Origin of the sequence: Streptomyces sp. NPDC002809, from assembly GCF_040295435.1 — a bacterium.
Lineage (GTDB): Bacteria > Actinomycetota > Actinomycetes > Streptomycetales > Streptomycetaceae > Streptomyces.
This window is the reverse complement of the sequence record NZ_JBEOVJ010000095.1, coordinates 1-17,229: the sequence shown is the minus strand read 5'-3', so window position 1 is coordinate 17,229 and position 17,229 is coordinate 1. Positions and strand designations below refer to the sequence as shown.

The 17,229-nt window shown below is 72.1% G+C and carries 15 protein-coding genes; 6 read left to right on the top strand and 9 right to left on the bottom strand.

The window, feature by feature from the left end:
• Positions 1-76: 76 nt before the first annotated feature.
• Positions 77-2,191: an MMPL family transporter gene (locus ABT025_RS34305; RefSeq protein WP_351002570.1), complete on the bottom strand. Its 2,115-nt coding sequence runs from the start codon at positions 2,189-2,191 to the stop codon at positions 77-79.
• 81 nt (positions 2,192-2,272) lie between these two features.
• On the opposite strand from ABT025_RS34305, the gene ABT025_RS34300 reads away from it, so the two are divergent.
• A complete protein-coding gene (locus ABT025_RS34300) occupies positions 2,273-2,782 on the top strand; it encodes a MarR family winged helix-turn-helix transcriptional regulator (RefSeq protein WP_351002569.1) in 510 nt (169 codons plus the stop codon).
• A 21-nt stretch (positions 2,783-2,803) separates the two neighbouring features.
• Here the strand turns inward: ABT025_RS34300 and ABT025_RS34295 are convergent, their stop codons facing one another.
• The 4 genes from ABT025_RS34295 to ABT025_RS34280 form a co-directional block, all read right to left on the bottom strand.
• Positions 2,804-3,187 carry a DUF742 domain-containing protein gene (locus ABT025_RS34295; RefSeq protein WP_351002582.1) on the bottom strand — a complete coding sequence of 128 codons (384 nt, stop codon included), beginning with the start codon at positions 3,185-3,187 and terminating at the stop codon, positions 2,804-2,806.
• Positions 3,188-3,249: 62 nt separating this feature from the next.
• Complete coding sequence (locus ABT025_RS34290) at positions 3,250-3,687, bottom strand: roadblock/LC7 domain-containing protein (RefSeq protein WP_351002568.1); 438 nt, start codon at positions 3,685-3,687, stop codon at positions 3,250-3,252.
• Positions 3,684-6,263, bottom strand: coding sequence for a sensor histidine kinase (locus ABT025_RS34285; protein WP_351002567.1), 2,580 nt, complete (start codon positions 6,261-6,263; stop codon positions 3,684-3,686). Before ABT025_RS34285 ends, ABT025_RS34290 begins: the two co-directional genes overlap by 4 nt.
• A gap of 59 nt (positions 6,264-6,322) precedes the next feature.
• The gene (locus ABT025_RS34280; protein ID WP_351002566.1) at positions 6,323-7,195 is read right to left on the bottom strand and encodes an MHYT domain-containing protein; all 873 of its coding nucleotides are present in this window, start codon (positions 7,193-7,195) and stop codon (positions 6,323-6,325) included.
• 159 nt (positions 7,196-7,354) lie between these two features.
• On the opposite strand from ABT025_RS34280, the gene ABT025_RS34275 reads away from it, so the two are divergent.
• Positions 7,355-7,954: a class I SAM-dependent methyltransferase gene (locus ABT025_RS34275; RefSeq protein ID WP_351002565.1), complete on the top strand. Its 600-nt coding sequence runs from the start codon at positions 7,355-7,357 to the stop codon at positions 7,952-7,954.
• A 104-nt stretch (positions 7,955-8,058) separates the two neighbouring features.
• On the opposite strand, the gene ABT025_RS34270 is transcribed toward ABT025_RS34275, so the two are convergent.
• Positions 8,059-8,961: an oxygenase MpaB family protein gene (locus ABT025_RS34270; protein WP_351002564.1), complete on the bottom strand. Its 903-nt coding sequence runs from the start codon at positions 8,959-8,961 to the stop codon at positions 8,059-8,061.
• A gap of 158 nt (positions 8,962-9,119) precedes the next feature.
• On the opposite strand from ABT025_RS34270, the gene ABT025_RS34265 reads away from it, so the two are divergent.
• Both ABT025_RS34265 and ABT025_RS34260 read left to right on the top strand, forming a co-directional pair.
• A complete protein-coding gene (locus tag ABT025_RS34265; protein WP_351002563.1) occupies positions 9,120-9,428 on the top strand; it encodes a hypothetical protein in 309 nt (102 codons plus the stop codon).
• A gap of 97 nt (positions 9,429-9,525) precedes the next feature.
• A complete protein-coding gene (locus ABT025_RS34260) occupies positions 9,526-10,578 on the top strand; it encodes an ICP22 family protein (RefSeq protein WP_351002562.1) in 1,053 nt (350 codons plus the stop codon).
• A 108-nt stretch (positions 10,579-10,686) separates the two neighbouring features.
• Here ABT025_RS34260 and ABT025_RS34255 read toward each other — a convergent pair whose 3' ends face one another.
• The 3 genes from ABT025_RS34255 to ABT025_RS34245 form a co-directional block, all read right to left on the bottom strand.
• Positions 10,687-11,229: an MOSC domain-containing protein gene (locus ABT025_RS34255; protein WP_351002561.1), complete on the bottom strand. Its 543-nt coding sequence runs from the start codon at positions 11,227-11,229 to the stop codon at positions 10,687-10,689.
• A gap of 15 nt (positions 11,230-11,244) precedes the next feature.
• Positions 11,245-11,427 (bottom strand): tail-anchor membrane protein, encoded by a 183-nt coding sequence (locus ABT025_RS34250; protein WP_326733485.1) that lies wholly within the window; start codon positions 11,425-11,427, stop codon positions 11,245-11,247.
• Positions 11,428-11,522: 95 nt separating this feature from the next.
• Positions 11,523-12,575: a fatty acid desaturase family protein gene (locus tag ABT025_RS34245; protein WP_351002560.1), complete on the bottom strand. Its 1,053-nt coding sequence runs from the start codon at positions 12,573-12,575 to the stop codon at positions 11,523-11,525.
• Between the two features lie 255 nt (positions 12,576-12,830).
• On the opposite strand from ABT025_RS34245, the gene ABT025_RS34240 reads away from it, so the two are divergent.
• Both ABT025_RS34240 and ABT025_RS34235 read left to right on the top strand, forming a co-directional pair.
• The gene (locus ABT025_RS34240) at positions 12,831-15,737 is read left to right on the top strand and encodes an SCO1167/SCO6262 family helicase (RefSeq protein WP_351002559.1); all 2,907 of its coding nucleotides are present in this window, start codon (positions 12,831-12,833) and stop codon (positions 15,735-15,737) included.
• Entirely contained in the window at positions 15,734-17,095 is a 1,362-nt protein-coding gene (locus ABT025_RS34235; protein WP_351002558.1) for an SWIM zinc finger family protein, read from the top strand. The genes ABT025_RS34240 and ABT025_RS34235 overlap by 4 nt, the downstream gene beginning before the upstream one ends.
• Positions 17,096-17,229: the final 134 nt, after the last annotated feature.

The following is a 17,229-nucleotide window of genomic DNA, read 5'->3' as shown; positions in this document are numbered from 1 at the left end:
GACACGGCGTCCCGCAGCACACCCGGGCCCCGGCCCCGCCCCGGACTTCCGGAGGCGGGACCGGGGCCCGGACGCGTCACCCGGCTTCACCGCCCCGCCCGGCTCCGGCCGGGATCCGGCTGATCCTGCTCGGCCACCAGGCCTTGGGGCCGATGTCCACCACCAGGGCGGGGGCCAGGAGCGAACGCACCACCAGCGTGTCAAGCAGCACGCCGAAGGCCACGATGAACGCGATCTGAGCGAGGAACGCCAGAGGAATCACGATGAGCGCCGCGAAGGTGGCGGCCAGCACCACTCCGGCCGACGTGATGACCCCGCCCGTGCTGACCAGCCCCCGAAGGACTCCCTGCCGGGCCCCGTGCTCCAGCGCCTCTTCCCTGACGCGGGACATCAGGAAGATGTTGTAGTCGACGCCGAGGGCCACCAGGAAGACGAATCCGTAGAGCGGCACGGAAGCGTCCGTGCCGCTGAATCCCAGGACGTGCTTGAAGACCAGCGACGAAACCCCGAGGGTCGCGAGGAAGTTGAGGCCCACGGTGGCCACCAGCAGGACGGGGACCAGCACCGATCGCAGCAGCCCCATCAGGATCAGCAGAATGATCACCAGCACCACCGGCACGATGATGTCGCGGTCGCGCTCGGCGGTCTGCTGCGTGTCGTACTGCTGCGCCGTGTAGCCCCCGACGAGCGCATCGGCTCCCGCGACGCCGTGTACGGCGGTACGCAGGCGCTGGACCGTCGCCTTGGCCACGTCGCTGTCCGCGGCGTCGTCCAGGGTGGCGTCGATGCGTACCCGGCCGTCGACCACCAGGGGCGGCCCGCCTCCCGGGGCACCGGACGCAGTGACGGGTGCCGCGGCCGCGACCCCCGGGGTTGCCGCGGCCGCGGCGGTCACCTCGTCGACGCGGTCGGCCGCCGCGACGACCACGGCGGGATTGCCGGAGCCGCCGGGGAAATGCTTGCCCAGCGCGGCCTGGGCCGAGACGGACGGGGCGTCGTTCACGAAGATCTCGTCCAGGGGAACGCCCTGTGACTTGAGCGTGGGTGCGAACGCCGCGCAGGCGATGAGGACCAGGGTGGTGGAGACCCACACCTTGCGCGGGGACCGGTCGACGCGGGAGGCGACCCGGCGCCAGATGCCGCGCCCGCCCGACTCCGCGTCCGCCGGACGCGGCCTGGCCGGCCAGTAGGCGGCCCGGCCGCACAGGACCAGCACCGCGGGAAGGAACGTCAGCGTGCTCAGCACCGCGCAGACGATGCCGATGGCTCCCACCGGCCCGAGCGCCCGGTTGTTCGTCAGATCACTGAGCAGCAGCGCGAGGAGACCCAGTGCCACGGTGGCGGCGCTGGCGGTGATCGCGCCGAAGGAACGGCGGAGCGCGGCCAGGGCCGCGGCCGTCCGGTCGCCGTGCCGGGTGAGTTCTTCCCGGAAGCGGGCGGTGAGGAGCAGGGCGTAGTCGGTGGCCGCCCCGATGACCAGAATGGACAGGATGCCCTGGACCTGCCCGTCCACGCGGACGAGGTCGCGGTCCGCGAGGACGTACACGACGGCGCAGGCGAGACCGAGGGCGAGGACGGCGCTGAAGATGATCAGGAACGGCAGCAGCAGGCTGCGGTAGACGAGCAGGAGAATCACCAGCACGGCGGCCAGTGCCACGCCCAGGAGCAGCCCGTCGATCCCTGCGAACGCGTCCTTGAGGTCGGCCTGACTGGCCGCGGGCCCGGCGATCTCCGCCGTCACGCCTGGCACCGAACCGGCCGCGGCGCGTACCCGGTCGAGGGTGTCCGGCAGCGTGTCACCCAGATCCGAACGCAGTTGCACGACGCCGGACAGCGCCCGGCCGTCCTCGGAGAGCTGTGCGGCCGACGGCGTGCCGACCACGCCGGCCTGCCCGGCCAGAGAGGCGAGCGCCCGGGTGGCAGCCTCCTGCCCGCCGGCGGGTACCTCGCCCGCCCGGCCGGTCCACACGACGATCGCGGGCACCGTCCCCGACTTCTGGAACGCCTTCTGCGTCTCGGACACCTTCGTCGACTCGGCGCTGCGCGGCAGGAAGGCCGCCTGATCATTGGTGGCGACCTCGCCCAGCTTTCCGGCGTAGGGACCCAGCGTCCCTCCGATGCCGAGCCAGACGACGAGCAGGGCTACGGGCACCAGCCATCGGACGATGCGGTGCCGCGGTGCGGGCTTCATTGCTTCCCCATGGGTCGACGCACGACCGATATCTCTCGGCCATTGATTATCTCAATGAGTGAGAGATATTACTCTGGGGGTATGCGCACCGCAGACGGAGGCCCGGACAGAGGCATGAGCGACGGTCCCACCGGGCTCCAGTCGTTCGCTGTGCTGCTGCGCCGTATGAACAGCGAGTTCAATCGCATCACCCATGAGTTCGCCCAGGCCCAGGGACTTCACCCGACGGATGTACAGGCCCTCATCGCCATCCTGGACGCCGATCACGACGGGGCGGGCTCGGTCATGACCCCGGGACGGCTGCGCGAGCAGCTGGACCTCACCTCGGGTGCGGTGACGGCGTGTCTGGACCGGCTGGAGCGTGCGGGTCACATCCACCGCGTCAGGGACGGCGGCGACCGCAGGGTAGTTCGTCTGCATTACGCCGCCGCGGCGAAACTGGTCGCCCGCGACTTCTTCAGGCCCCTCGCGGCGAGCACCGATGCGGCCCGTGGGCAGTTCGACGAGGACGAACTGCACGTCGTCATCCGCTTCCTGGAGGCCATGAACGACGAGCTCGCGCAGCTGAGGGACAGCAGACGGCAGCTGTAGGCGGGGCGCAGCCGGCCGGCCTCAGAGTGCGCGAAGACCGTTGATCACCTCCAGCAGGATGCGTTCGTCGGGCAGCTGGGCAGGCGGCACCGGGCGGCTGACCGTCACGTACCCCGATTCGAGCAGGTCGCCGAGCAGCACGCGCACCACCCCGACCGGGAGGTCGGCGTCGGCGGAGAGCTCAGCGACCGACTGCGTCTCGGTCCGGCAGAGGGTCAGCAGCGTCCGGTGCTCCGGCCCCAGCAGCGCGTCCTCGGAGCTCCCCGTAACGGTGTCGTCGAAGGTGACGAGCGCGATCAGGTCGAAGCGTGCGCCGCCGGGACCCGGTTCGGTCCGGCCACCGGTCATGGCGTACGGACGGACGAGCGGCCCCGCGTCGGCGTCGTACCACTGGCTTCCCGGCATCTCGTACGGGTCGGGGGCGTCCGGGCCCCTGTCGGTACTGGACACTGATCTCCCAGCCCCCTTCAGCCGGCTGCCGACGGGTGCCCGGCAAAGCGCGCCGGGGTACGCAGATGCTCACCGACCCGCTTGACGAGGCGGGCCATCTCGTAGGCGACCAGGCCGATATCGGCGAACGCCGTGCTGAGCACGGCGAGGCACGACCCCTCGCCCGCGGCGGCGACGAACAGGAAGCCGTCGTCCATCTCGACCATCGTCTGGCGCACCGCCCCCGCCCGGAAGTGCCGTCCCGCCCCCTTGGCGAGGCTGTGGAAGCCGGAGGCGACCGCGGCCAGGTGCTCGGCGTCCTCGCGGCTCAGCGCGCTGGACGCGCCGACCGCGAGCCCGTCACCGGAGAGCACGACCGCGTGCCGGACCTCGCCGACGCGGGTCACCAGATCATCCAGCAGCCAGTCGAGTTCACCGGATCGGCGGGGTACCCCGGGCCTCTCGTTCGCGGTCATGCAGGATCTCCTTCGCTGAGCGGGCTGGGTTCGGTGGTGCCCGGGACCGCTGCAGGGGCGCCCGGAGCGGCTCCGCCGCCGCGTACCCAGCCGGCCCGGTACGCGGCCATACGGTCCCTGGCCTGTTCCGGGGTCCGTTGCGCGGCCGTGTCGTCGGCGAGACCGTCGGCCCGCGGCGGTTCGGGCCGGGGTTCTTCACGCAGTTGCGGTACGAGGCTGGCCTGCCGCACCCGGCGGGGCAGGGTGTCGTCGTCCTGTTCCCCCTCCGACGGCCCCGGCGGCGCCGGCCGGGGTCCGTCCTTGTCCTCGGTCCGGCGGGGACGCAGCGAGGTGACCTGGGCGGCGGGACCCGTACGGGACTCCAGCGCCGGAACCGGAACGGGCGCGGGAAAGGCCGTGTTATGGGGTCGTACGGCACGGGGACCGGGGCCGAACGAGGTGCGTTCGTGATCGTCCCGGCGCTCGGCGGAGGCCTTCTGCGGCGCCGGCTGTTCCTCGGCCGGCGGCAGCGCGGTCTGCAGCAGCGCCGTCGGCAGCAGGACCACCGCCGTCGTGCCGCCGTACGGGGAGGTGCGGAGCTGGACCTTGATCCGGTGCCGTACGGCGAGCCGGCTGACGACGAACAGACCGAGCCGGTCGCTGTCGAACAGGTCGAGTGCCTCCGCCTGCTCAATGCGGCGGTTGGCGTCGCCGAGCAGTTCGGCGCCCATGCCGAGGCCGCGGTCCTCGATCTCCAGTGCGTAGCCGTTGCCCACGGGTTCGCCGGTGATGCGCACCTTGGTGTGCGGGGGTGAGAACTGTGCGGCGTTCTCGACCAGTTCGGCGAGCAGATGGGTGAGGTCGGCGACGGCCGTGCCCTTCACCGCGGCGTCGGGCAGCCTGCTGACCTCCACCCGGGCGTAGTCCTCGATCTCGGAGACGGCGGCGCGCACGACGTTGGTCAGGGACACGGGCATCCGCCAGGCTCTGCCGGGGGCGGCACCGGACAGGATGATCAGGCTCTCGGCGTGCCTGCGCATCCGGGTGGTGAGGTGGTCGAGTCGGAAGAGGTCGCTCAGCTCGTCCGGGTCGTCGGCGCGGCGCTCCATGCTGTCCAGGAGGTTGAGCTGGCGGTGGACCAGCACCTGGCTGCGCCGGGCGAGGTTGACGAAGACTCCGGAGATGCCGTCCGCGAGCTCCGCCCGCTCGACCGCGGCGCTGAGAGCGGCCCGGTGGACCGTGCCGAGGGCTTCGCCGACCTGGCCGATCTCGTCCTGGGAGGCGAGGCCCGGCGGGGCCTCGGCCCGGATGTCGAGCTCTTCGCCCGCACGCAGCCGCTGCATGGCGAGGGGCAGTTTGTGCCGGGCGATCTCCAGCGCGCTGTTGCGGAGGCTCACGAGTTCCACGACCAGCGCGCGCCCGATGCGTACGGAGATCACCAGGGAGGCGGCGACGGCGACGCAGCCGAAGATCACGGCGGCTCCGGACGGGCTGAGCAGTCCGCGGGTGAGGGGGTCCGCACGGTCGGCGGCACGCTCACCGGCACCGGTACCGATGCTGTGCAGTTCGCCGCGGACACCGTCGGCGGCGCGCTGCCAGTCGGTGGCGGGCACGGCCAGGGCGGCCTCGCGGCCGGGTGCCGCTGCGAGCACCTTGTCCTCGGCTGCCTGGACGGCGCGGTAGGCGGGCCGGGTGGTGAACTCCCGCCAGGCGGTGCGTTCGGTGGCGGGCAGGTCGGCGCCGGCTGTCTCGGTGAGGCTGCGCCGGGTTTCGGCCGCTCCGGTGAACAGGCGCAACGGCCGGTCCTTCAGCGTGCCGACGTGGGCGGCGGTGGCCATCAGGGCGTCCTCACGGGCCAGCATCTCGTCGGCGCGGGCGAGTTCGAGCAGGACGCGGGCGTCGGAACCGAGCGCGTCGTCCTGGATGCCGGTGAGCGCTCCGGAGACGGCGAAGGCGGCGCTGACCGTCGAGGTGTAGCGGTCGTACACAGCGCCCTCGTCGCCTCCGGCGCCCTTCGGGGCCCCCTTGTCCGTCCGCAGGTCCTGGGCAAGGCCCAGGAAGCGGTCGAGGCGCCCGGCCACTCCCCCGGGGAGGTTTCCGGTGTCGGCGATGGTGTGGCCGTCGTCGAGCCGCAGTGCGTCGAGGGCTGTGTCGGTGCGGCCGGCGCGCTCGTCCAGCGCCGAGGCGTGGGCGCTGCCGGGGTCGGCGGCCTGGAGCATGGCTGCCTTCCGTTCGTTCTGGAGCGCGGAGACCGCCGCCGCCACCGGCGCCCTGACCTCTTCGTCGACGCGTTGCAACTGACGCAGCCGTGCCACGTCCTGGGCCGTGGACACGGTGGCGAAGCCCCAGAGGGCCAGCAGGGAGACGACGGGCAGCATGAGCAGCGAGATGATCTTCGCGCGCACGGTCCTGGGGCGCAGCGTCCGGCGTCCGCGCGAGGCGGATATGCCGTACGCGGGCAGCGGACCATCGTACTCGGCGCTCTCGTCGGCCGGCGGTCCCGCGTGCGCGCGGCGGCCTCGGGCCGGCGGCGCCGGCGGGGTGCCGGGCCGGGCGTCGGAGGCACCGGGGTCCGGGGTCGTGCGGGGTGGGCGCATGGCCTCCTCGTTCCGGGTCGGAGCTGTGTGGGTGGCGGTGCGGCGGGCCGGGCCGCTCGTCAACGGATGACTGCGGGTGAACCGGTGCCGATGGGTGGCGTGTCGGGGTCGCGGGCGGCGCGCCGCGACCGCAGGTCCGGACCGCGGCCGACCTCGGCGGCCCCGTCGGCGGGCAGCCGCGCGCCCTCGGCGTGGACGTACGCGGCACGTTCCGGTGCGGTCGGCGAGAGGGCCACGAATGCGGAGGTCAGGAAGAGGTAGGAGCCGAGCCCGACAGCGAGGGGGAAGATGAACTGCATCGCGGTGGCCCCGTGGAGTGTGCCGCCCGAGGGCGTCACCTGCACGGTCACGGCGAGCATTCCGGTGTAGTGCATGCTGCTGACCGCCGCTCCCATGACGAGCGAGGCGAGGGCCACGGCGCGCGCCGACCTGATGTTGAGCGCGGCCCAGAGGGCGGCCGTCGCTGCGATGACCGCGATGACGACGGAGAGGACGACCCGCAGCGGGTCGTAGTGGATGGTGCCGTGCAGGCGCAGTGCCGCCATGCCGAGGTAGTGCATGCTGGCGACGCCGAGCCCGGTGGCGAAGCCGCCGAGCAGCAGCGCCCTGGTCCGGTCACGGCTGTAGCCGACGGCGAAGACGCCGCCGCCGACCACCACCATGGCGCCGAGGAGGCTGAGGAGGGTCAGCGGCACGTTGTACCGGATGTCTGTGCCGTACACGCCGAAGCCGAGCATGGCGACGAAGTGCATGGTCCAGATGCCCGAGCCGATGGCCGATGCGGCCGTGAGCAGCCAGTTGCGGCGTGAGCGCCCGGTCGTGTCGAGTGCGCGCACGGTGCAGCTCAGGCCCAGCGCGGCGCCGATGCAGGCCATCGCGTACGACAGCAGAGGTGTCAGCCAGCCGAAGGTGGCGTGGTCCAGGTGTCCCATGACTCGGGGACGCTAGTCGCGCCGGGGCGCGCGTCCGGGGCGCATTCGAAAGCTGCCGAAATATGACAGAGAGATGTTCCCCGACGATCGCAGCGTGGTCGAACATGCGCATCGATTCGCGACGTTTCGTTCGGGAGGACACTGCGCGATCATGTCCGCATGGCCGATGACCACACACACGTCCAGGAGTTCTTCACGGCTCGGGCCGCGAACTGGGACACGCGCTTTCCCGACGACGGTCCGGCTTTCGCCACCGCGATCGCCTCACTGGGGCTCCGCCCCGGCGACACCGTGCTCGACGCGGGCTGCGGTACGGGGCGGGCGATGCCGGCCCTGCGGGCGGCGGTCGGGCCCCGGGGCGGCGTGCTGGGCGCCGACCTGACGGTGGCCATGCTGGAGTCGGCGGTTCGTGCGGGGCGCGGCAGCAGCGGGTTGCTGGTCCAGGCCGATGCCGCCCGGCTGCCGCTGCGCTCGGGGACGCTCGACGCGGTGTTCGCGGCCGGGCTGATCTCACACCTGTCCCAGCCGGGTCCCGACCTGGCCGAGCTCGCCCGGGTCGTGCGGCCGGGCGGGCTGCTGGCGCTGTTCCACCCCATCGGCCGGGCGGCGCTGGCCGCGCGGCACGGCCGGCAGATCACTGACGGCGATCTGCGGGCCGAGCCGAACCTGGGCCCTCTGCTGGCCCGTTCGGGCTGGCGCCTCACCTTGTACGTCGATGAGGAAAGCCGGTTCCTCGCCCTGGCCGAACGAACCGGGTGACGCGTTGCCCGGAAGGCTCAGGGTGCGAGGCGAGGCCCGGGCCGAACGAACCGGGTGACACATTGCCCGGTCGGCTCAGGGTGCGAGGCGACTCGCCTGTCGGGTCACCCGGCCTGCGGACCGGGGCCGCGAAGGTGCGGGACCGGGCAGCCTCCGACTCCCGGTGTGGGGAACGTGCCGAGCGCGGCCACCTCGTACCCGTGCGGATATCCCCTGATCTCCGGATTCTGCCGGGCGTAGTGCGGTTTGGCGCGCGGCGGCAGCAGACGGACCGCGCGCGCTCTCAGGCGCAGGGCGCCCCGGGTGAGTGAGCGGGCTGCGGCGCTCGGCCGTGCGTAACGGAAGGCCCTCAGCAGCGAGTCGTCGAGGAGGGCGAGGCTCGCGCCGCGCACGATCGGCGCGAGGGGGCGCGGATACCAGGAGGCCATCAGGTCCAGTGTCGCGTCCGACACCGCGCGCGCCCCCGCGTCCCAGCCGAACTGGGCGTCCTCGTAGGTGTCGAGGGTGCGCTCGAAGTCCTCGTACGTCTGTGGCAGGTCCTTGATCCCCATGTGGGAGCCCAGGGTCCGGTAGTAGGCGGCACACGCCCGCAGTTCGTGGTCGGACAGCCGGCGCCAGCCGTAGGCGTCGAGCCACCGCTTCGGGGTGACGACGAAGGTGCACAGGACATACCGCATGTCGTCGTTGCTGATGTCGAAGCTGTTGTGCATCCGGTTGATCCGGCGGATGGCCGTACGTCCCGGGTCGCTGTCGAAGCCGTGCTCGACGACCGTGTCCAGGAGCAGCGCGGTGTCGTCGTAGCGCTTCTGCGAACGGTCCGTCAGCTCGGCCGTCTCCGCCAGCAGCCGGCCGATGCCGGGGACGGCATACGTGCGGTACAGGGCCAGTTCGAGGGCGCGGGTGATGTCCCAGGGGAACTCGTACGTCGCCGTGATCCGGTAGATCTCCAGGAAGTCCCGTTCGGGATCGAGGCGTTGAATGTCCTTCAGCCGGTCGTAACGCTTCACCGCACCATCCCCCTTGCCCGGGTCGAGTGTCCAAGCCTACGTGTGGGGGCAGGACGGTGAGTACGTACGCCGGACAGGGCCGGCAAGCAAGCACGGCACGTACCCCTCACACGTGTGCGAGGCACGGCCCGCACACGCATCGACGAAAGGCGGTCCCCATGGCCAGCATGTTCGGCATATTGCGCAGAGCCGTGACTCCCGGGCACAAGGGCAGCCCGTCCGCAGCGCCCGCGCGGACGCCGGAGCGCCGGCAGCACAACCTCTTCGAGGCGGCCGCCACGTTCGTCTCGGCATCGGTGGAGGACGATCAGGACCGGATGGACGAGGCGAGCGGCTGGGTGTCGCCGGAGGCGCTCTCGTTCGGTGTCGGAGAACTGGCCTGCCGGGCCGTCATCGCACTGGCCCGCGAGCGCGACGAGTCGCCGGAGACGGTGGCCCGCACGCTGCTCGGCCTCGCGGACAGCTGAGCGGGGGGCGTCCGGTTCGCTGCTGGAGCCTGTGTCCGGCCTTGTCAGGGCCTCGACGAGCGGGTTACCCACTGGTTAAGGTGCGCCGACGACAAGCATGACGGAAGAGGAGGGTGCAGTGGCCGGGACGGACGACACAGTCGGCGACGACGACGCACTGTATGTGCTGACTGCGGTCCTGCTGACCCCTGCGCAGTTCCCGAGCGTCCTCGGCGACGACTACCCGGCAGCCTGTGCGGCCCTGTCCCTGGAGCCGTACGCCGAGGGGTACGGCCTGGTCCTGGGCCAGGACTCCGACGGGGCCCGGTGGACCGTGGTCGTCGACGACGTGTCCCTGGTGGCCGTGGCGATAGCGTCCTGGGACTGCGGGATGGAGTACGACCTGTCGCCGGACGACCGCTCGGTGGTCTGTGCGCTTCCCGGCTGGCCGCTCGCCCTGGCGGTCGCCGCTCCCGGAGTGGCCGCCCCTCACGATCCGGCGCCCGACCCGGATGCGGACGGCGAGGACCTCCCACCGCTGTCCCCGCCCGACACCGATGAGTGGGGGCCCGCCCAGCGCCGGCTGGGCGCGGACGCCATCGCACTCCAGTGGGCGGTCTGGCGGGAACAGATCGACGACGAGACGGCCTTCGAGCCGGCGGACGGCGAGGACTCGGACGGTTCGGAGGCGACGGGCTCGGGTTCCGGCTCGGAGGAGACGGGCTCGGGTTCCGGCTCGGAGGAGACGGGCTCGGGTTCCGGCTCGGAGGAGACGGGCTCGGGTTCCGGCTCGGAGGCGACGGCCGGGGGCACGGAGGACCTGGAGGACGGGGCCACGGAGGACTCGGAGGACGGAGAAGTGCCCGCGCCGCCCTCAGACCACGGCGCCGCCCGCTCCGTATCGCATCCCGGCGTACGGCGGGCGCTGGCCGACGCGTACGCCTATGTCGACACCCCGCCGCCCCCCGGCCGCGTCCGTTCCTCCTTCGCCCCGGGCGACGCCCGGATGATCCGGGCCGACGGCCCCGGCTGGTCCATGGTCGCCAGGACCGACGACATCGCCTTCCTGCTGCTCGACGAGGTGCCGGGGGAAATCCTGACCGTGGGGCGAGGGACGGAGCTCCCCAAGCTGCTGAAGGCCCTGGACGCGATGGCCGTTCGGCCGTCCTGACCCCGGCGGCGGGACACCGCGTGCCGGAGCCCCGGGATCATCCGCTCCCGGGGCTCCCGCGCGCGTCAGGCTCCAGGACCCGTCAGGCTCTCGGACGCGTCCCGGCTCTCAGACCCGTTCCAGCGGCCGGTGGGGCTCCGCGGGGAGCTCGACCTCGACCGGGTCCCCGGGCCGGACCAGGCCTCCCACGGCGACCACACTCATGATCCCGGCCTTGCGGACGATGCTGCCCGCCTCGTCCCGGCCGACGACCTGCTTGAGCAGTCCGTCCTGGAAGTTGTCGATCTGGAGGCACGGGTTGCGCAGCCCCGTGACCTCGACGACGGCCTCGTCCCCGAGGTGCAGCCGGGTGCCGACGGGGAGCGCCAGCAGATCGAGACCACTGGTGGTGACGTTCTCCCCGAGATCACCGGGGGCGACGTCGAAGCCCGCCTCCCGCAGCTCGTCCAACAGCTCTTCCTGTATGAGATGGACCTGCCGCAGATTCGGCTGGGTGGGATCCTGCGCGACCCTGGAACGGTGCTTGACCGTCACCCCCGCGTGTACGTCTCCCTCCACGCCCAGCCCGGTCAACAGCGTGACGCTGTCCCGGTTCGGCTTGGTGAAGCTGTACTGCTCATTGCTGCTCACGACGGTGACTGTCCCGCTCACTGCGCAGGTCCCCTCTCAGCGGCCTATTTCCTTACGCGTGATCCTACGGAGCCTGCGCCGCTGGCCCGGATCCAAGGCCAGGTACGCGATCGCGGGAACTCCGATGAGCACCAGCAGTGACAGCCAGAACCCGATGAACGGCATCAGGACGACTGCGACGACGACTCCCCCGATGGCGATCTTTGCGCTGTTCGACATCGTCCACGCCTCCTTCGCGGCCATTGGCCGCTCCTGCTGTGAGAACGCCTGTGGGCACCCATCGGTTCCAGCCGCCGCGGGTGCGTCCGCGCCGGTCACCTCAGAGGGGCGCCGACCTCGTGCATGTGCTCCAGCGCCTGCCGGTACGACTCGATGAGTCCGGTCTCGGCGTAGGGCATGCCGAGCGCCTCGCAGTGGGCCTTGACCAGGGGCTGGGCCAGCCGCAGATGCGGTCGCGGCATGCTCGGGAAGAGGTGGTGCTCGATCTGGTAGTTCAGCCCGCCGAGGAACCAGTCGGTGAGGACGGCACCGCGCACATTGCGCGAGGTGAGGACCTGCCGCTGCAGGTGCCCCCAGCGGTCCCCGTCCGGATCGGGCATCTCCATGCCCTTGTGGTTCGGGGCGAAGGCCATGCCCAGGTGGAGGCCGAAGAGCGCATGGTGCACGAGCGCGAAGACGACGGCCTTTCCGGGGGACATGACGGTGAGCAGCAGCGTGGCGTAGAGGCCCAGGTGCGCGACCAGCAGGAAGGCGGACAGCGCCCGCTCCCTGACCGGCTGCTGTCGCAGGTACTGGAAGCCGGAGATCTTCAGGGCGATGCCTTCGAGGAGCAGCATCGGGAAGAACAGCCGGGCCTGGTTACGGGTGAGCCAGCGGGCGAAGCCCTCGCGCTGCGCCGCCTGCTTCTGGGTCCAGACGAGAGCGCCGACGCCGACGTCGGGGTCCTTGTCGATGTGGTTCGGGTTGGCGTGGTGACGTACGTGCTTGTCGTTCCACCACGCCTCGTTCATGCCGAGCAGGAGGTTGGCGTGGAACAGGCCGATGGGCCGGCTCACCCGCCGGTCACCGGATATCTGGGCATGGCCGGCGTCGTGTCCGACGAAGGCGGTGCGGGACCAGATGATGGCCAGGGGAAGTGTGAGCAGCAGGGTCCACCAGGTGTTCCCGAGAAGGACCACCGCGGTGGCCACCGCGCCCAGTGCGAGCAGATTGACGGCAATGCCTGCCGCGTACCAGCCGGTGCGCCGTTCGAGGAGTCCCTGCCCCTTGACGGCCCGCAGCAGTGGCGCGAAGTCACTTCCTGTACTTCCGGCACTTCCGGCGCTGTCGCGGGTTCGTTCCGCGACAGTGGTTGCGGCCTGAGGCATGATGTCTCCGGTCTTATAGGTGCGCTGACCTGATGAAACGTACGGGTCGCAGATGTATAGCAGCCATGGAGCCAACACCCGAGGTTTCCTGGTGCCAACCCCCTCATTCCGACGGGGGGCTGGCACCACCGGGCAGACATAAGGGATATTTGCAAGTGATTTGAATCACGCGCTCAGCAGTCCCTTTGACGTCCGCAATGGAGTACCCTCGGCGAACTCGGCCCACTAGTCAAACTTGAGGACTCTGACATCGCTGTGCACCGCCTCCCCGCAGCAACGCTCTCCGAGATCTCCGCGCTCGCCGGCTGTTCCGTGGTCTTCCTGCCTTCGGATCCTTCCCGGACCGGACGGGTCGCCTTCTGGTATCCGGACGGCAGCAGTCCGCCCGACGCCCCGGGAACCGTGGAGGAACTCACCGTCGCCGGCGCCGATGCCCTGCCGTTCGGGGTACCGGCCCGGATCCTCCCGGTGCGGGACGCGCTCCCGGTTCTCACACGCGCCCGGACCGCGGCGCACGCCTCCGCGGCAGCCCTGTTCTGGGGCGCCGCGGGGCTGCTGGCCCTGCAGTTCGCCGCCCGGGGGCTGTTGCTGCCGGGGCTGAGCGCCACGGATCACGACGCGTGGCGGGCCGGACCGCTCACGGCGGACGACCGGACGCGGATCCGCGTTCTTTCCGCGTCCATGCCTCCGACCGCCCACGCGGTGCCGGTCGACGCCTGGGCACAGCCCCTCCTGCTGCCCGAACCGGAGTGGCTGGTGCGGGAGTTCCTCGACGCGGTCGCGGACGGGCTGCCGCGCACACCCGGTGCCCCGATCGCCGCAGGCGGCCCCGCGTTCACCGCGGACGCGCCGCAGCACCTGCCGGTTCAGCGCGCCTGGGTCACCGACGTCGCCGCGGGGCACGATGCGGGCGTCCGGCTCTCGCTGCGCGTGGAGGTGTCCGGCCTCGACCGGACCGAAGAGACGGCCGCGGGGCAGCCGTCCGCCCTTCCCTCCTTCCGGGTCGTTCCGCAGATCCACGGCGTGAGCGATCCGACGCTGGTCGCCGACGCCGCCGAGATCTGGACCGGCTCGGGACCGGCGGCAGCTGCCCTCGGGCCGCGGGCCCGGATGGACACCCTTCTCATGCTGCGCCGGGCCGCCCGCGCCTGGCCGCCCCTGACACCACTCCTGTCGGCGGCCGTGCCGGACGCCGTGGAGCCGGCCGACGAGGAAATCGCCGAACTCCTCGGATCCGCCTCACGGGCTCTCGCCGCCGGCGGTGTTCAGGTCCACTGGCCGCGGGAACTGGCGCGCAAGCTGACGGCGCGCGCGGTGGTGGGCCCCCCGGACGAGGACGGCGAGGGCGAGCCGGACGGGAACCGGGACCCCGCGCGCACCATGTCGGACACCGCCCCGCTCCTGTCCGCCGACTCCCTGCTGACGTTCAACTGGTGGTTCGCCCTCGGTGACCAGCAGCTCAGCCGTGCCGAGCTCGACCGGCTCGCCGAGGCGGGGCGGCCACTGGTGCGGCTGCGCGACCAGTGGGTGCTGATCGATCCCGAAGAGGCGCGTCGCGCCCGGCAGACGCAGGACCGCAAGGTCACCCCCATCGACGCGCTGGGCGCCGTGCTGACCGGTTCCACGGAGGTCGACGGACACCGGGTCGACGTCCGGGCGACGGGCTGGCTGGAGCGCCTGCGGCAGCGGGTCGCGGACCCGGAGTCCCGGCAGGGCGACGAGCCTGCGGTCGGTCAGCCGGCCGCACTCACGGCGACGTTGCGGGACTACCAGCTCCGTGGCCTGAACTGGCTGCACACGATGACCTCGCTCGGGCTCGGTGGCTGTCTCGCGGACGACATGGGGCTCGGCAAGACCATCACGCTGATCGCTCTGCATCTGCACCGCCAGACCCTCGCGGGGGCCGCCGGGCCCACCCTGGTGGTCTGCCCGACCTCGCTGATGGGCAACTGGCAGCGGGAGATCGAGAAGTTCGCCCCGGGCACCACGGTCCGCCGCTTCCACGGCGGATCGCGCAGCCTGGAGGACCTGGCGGACGGCGAGTTCGTCCTCACCACCTACGGCACCATGCGGCTGGACGCGCCCCGGCTCGCGACCGTGCGGTGGGGCATGGTCGTCGCCGACGAGGCACAGCACGTGAAGAACCCGTACTCGGCAACGGCCAGGCAGCTGCGCACGATCGGCGCACAGGCGCGGGTAGCCCTCACCGGCACACCCGTGGAGAACAACCTCTCCGAGCTGTGGGCCATCCTCGACTGGACGACCCCCGGCCTCCTCGGCAGGCTCGGCACCTTCCGCACCAGGTACGCGCGCGCGGTGGAGAGCGGCAGCGACCCGGCGGCGGCCGAGCGCCTCGGCGCTCTGGTGCGGCCCTTCCTGCTGCGCCGGCGCAAGTCCGACCCGGGCATCGCCCCGGAGCTCCCTCCGAAGACGGAGACGGACCGCGCGGTGTCGCTGACGGCCGAACAGGCGGGCCTGTACGAGGCCGTGGTGCGGGAGACGCTGGCGGCCATCTCCGAGGCCGACGGGATGGCCCGGCGCGGCCTGGTGGTGAAGCTGCTGACCGCGCTCAAGCAGATCTGCAACCATCCCGCGCAGTACCTCAAGGAGGAGGACCCGCAGGTCGCGGACCGCTCGGGCAAGGTGGAACTGCTCGACGAACTGCTGGACACGATTCTCGCGGAGGGCGCGGGCGTCCTCGTCTTCACCCAGTACGTGCAGATGGCCCGGCTGCTCGAACGGCACCTGGCGGCACGCGGGGTTCCCACCCAGTTCCTGCACGGCGGGACGCCGGTGGCCCAACGCGAGGCGATGGTCGGCAGGTTCCAGTCGGGCGGGGCGCCGGTCTTCCTGCTGTCGCTCAAAGCCGCCGGAACCGGTCTCAACCTCACCCGGGCGGGCCATGTGGTGCACTTCGACCGCTGGTGGAACCCCGCCGTCGAGGCGCAGGCCACGGACCGTGCGTACCGCATCGGGCAGACCCAGCCGGTCCAGGTCCACCGGCTGATCGCCGAGGGCACGATCGAGGACCGGATCGCGGAGATGCTCGCCCGTAAGCAGGGGCTCGCGGACGCGGTGCTCGGTTCCGGCGAGAGTGCCCTGACCGAGCTCAGCGACGCGGAACTGGCCGATCTGGTGGAGCTGCGAGGGGGTACACGATGAGCGACGGATACGAGTCGGACGCGTTCGGCGACCGGTACGACGGGGAGGGGGACGACACACTGCCCGGGCAGGAGCGCACCTTCGCCGCGCTGCCTCCCGCCCAGGGGCAGGGCTTCGCGGAGTCCTGGTGGGGCCGGGCATGGCTGAAGGCGCTGGAGGACACCGCGCTGGACGGACAACAACTCAAGAAGGGCCGCCGGTTCGCCCGTGAGGGCCGGGTCGGTGCGGTGTCCGTGCGGCCGGGCCGGATCACCGCGGTGGTCCGTGACCGGGACGGGAGCGGCTGTCGCAGCGACGTACTGCTCCAGGAGCTGACCGACGGGGAATGGGACCGTTTCCTGGACATGGCCGTCGACCGGGCCGGGCACATCGCCGCGCTGCTCGACCGGGAGATGCCGCCGCATCTGGTCGAGGACGCCGCGGCGGCCGGGGTGGATCTGCTGCCGGGGGTCGGCGACCTCGACCCGGAGTGCACGTGCGAGGCGTGGGACCACTGCCCGCACACCGCCGCGCTCTGTTACCAGGTGGCGCGGCTGCTGGACCAGGATCCGTTCGTCCTGCTGCTGATGCGGGGCCGCGGGGAACGACGGCTGCTGGACGAGCTCCAGGTGCGGATCGCCGCCAGGGCGGCGGGCCACGGGCCGCCGGACACCGTGGACGATCCGGCCGAGGAGACCGAGGACCGGGCCGCCGTGCGCGGGGTGCCGGCGGCAGAGGCCTACGCGGCGGCCGGCATCCTCCCGCCGCTGCCACCGGTCCCGGCACTCCCCGTCGAACCGGCACCGGCTCCCTCCCTGGACACGGAGACCGACCCCGAACCGGGCGTGGACCCGACCGCCCTGGAGATGCTGGCAACGGACGGTGCGGCGCGTGCTCACCGGATGCTGGCGGAGGCGCTGTCGCCCGGTCATGGGCAGCAGCCGGTCCCGGCCGGGCTGACACCCGTGCAGGACGCCGTACGGCTGGCAGCCGAAGCGCGCCCCGAGCCGTGGATCGCGAACCGGCTGGCGACCGGATCGGGCCGTCAGCGCTCCGGTCTGCCGGCCGCGGTGCGGGCCTGGCGGTACGGCGGCACGGCCGCGCTCGCGGTGCTCGACGAGGAGTGGACACCGGACGCCGACGCCCTCGCCCGGGCCAGGACGCGGCTCGCCGGAGCCTGGGAGGAGGACGAGGCCCCCCGGCTGCGCGCTGATCGCAACCGCTGGACGTCGGCGGACGGCGCGGTCCAGCTGCGCTACGGGCGGGACGGGCGCTGGTATCCGTTCCGCAAGGAGAGCGGCCGGTGGACTCCGGTGGGGCCCGGTGACGAGGATCCGGCGGCCGCCTGGGCGGACGCGACGGTCCCCGCAGACGTCTGACAACGGCTCACCGGCGGGGGGGGGGGGGCCCAAACCCCCCCCCCCCCCCCCCGTGCGCCCCGGGGTTAAAAAAAATGGGAGCCGGGGGTGTTGGGGGGGGGGGGACCGGTAGGCCGGGAGGAACGAGTTTTGCC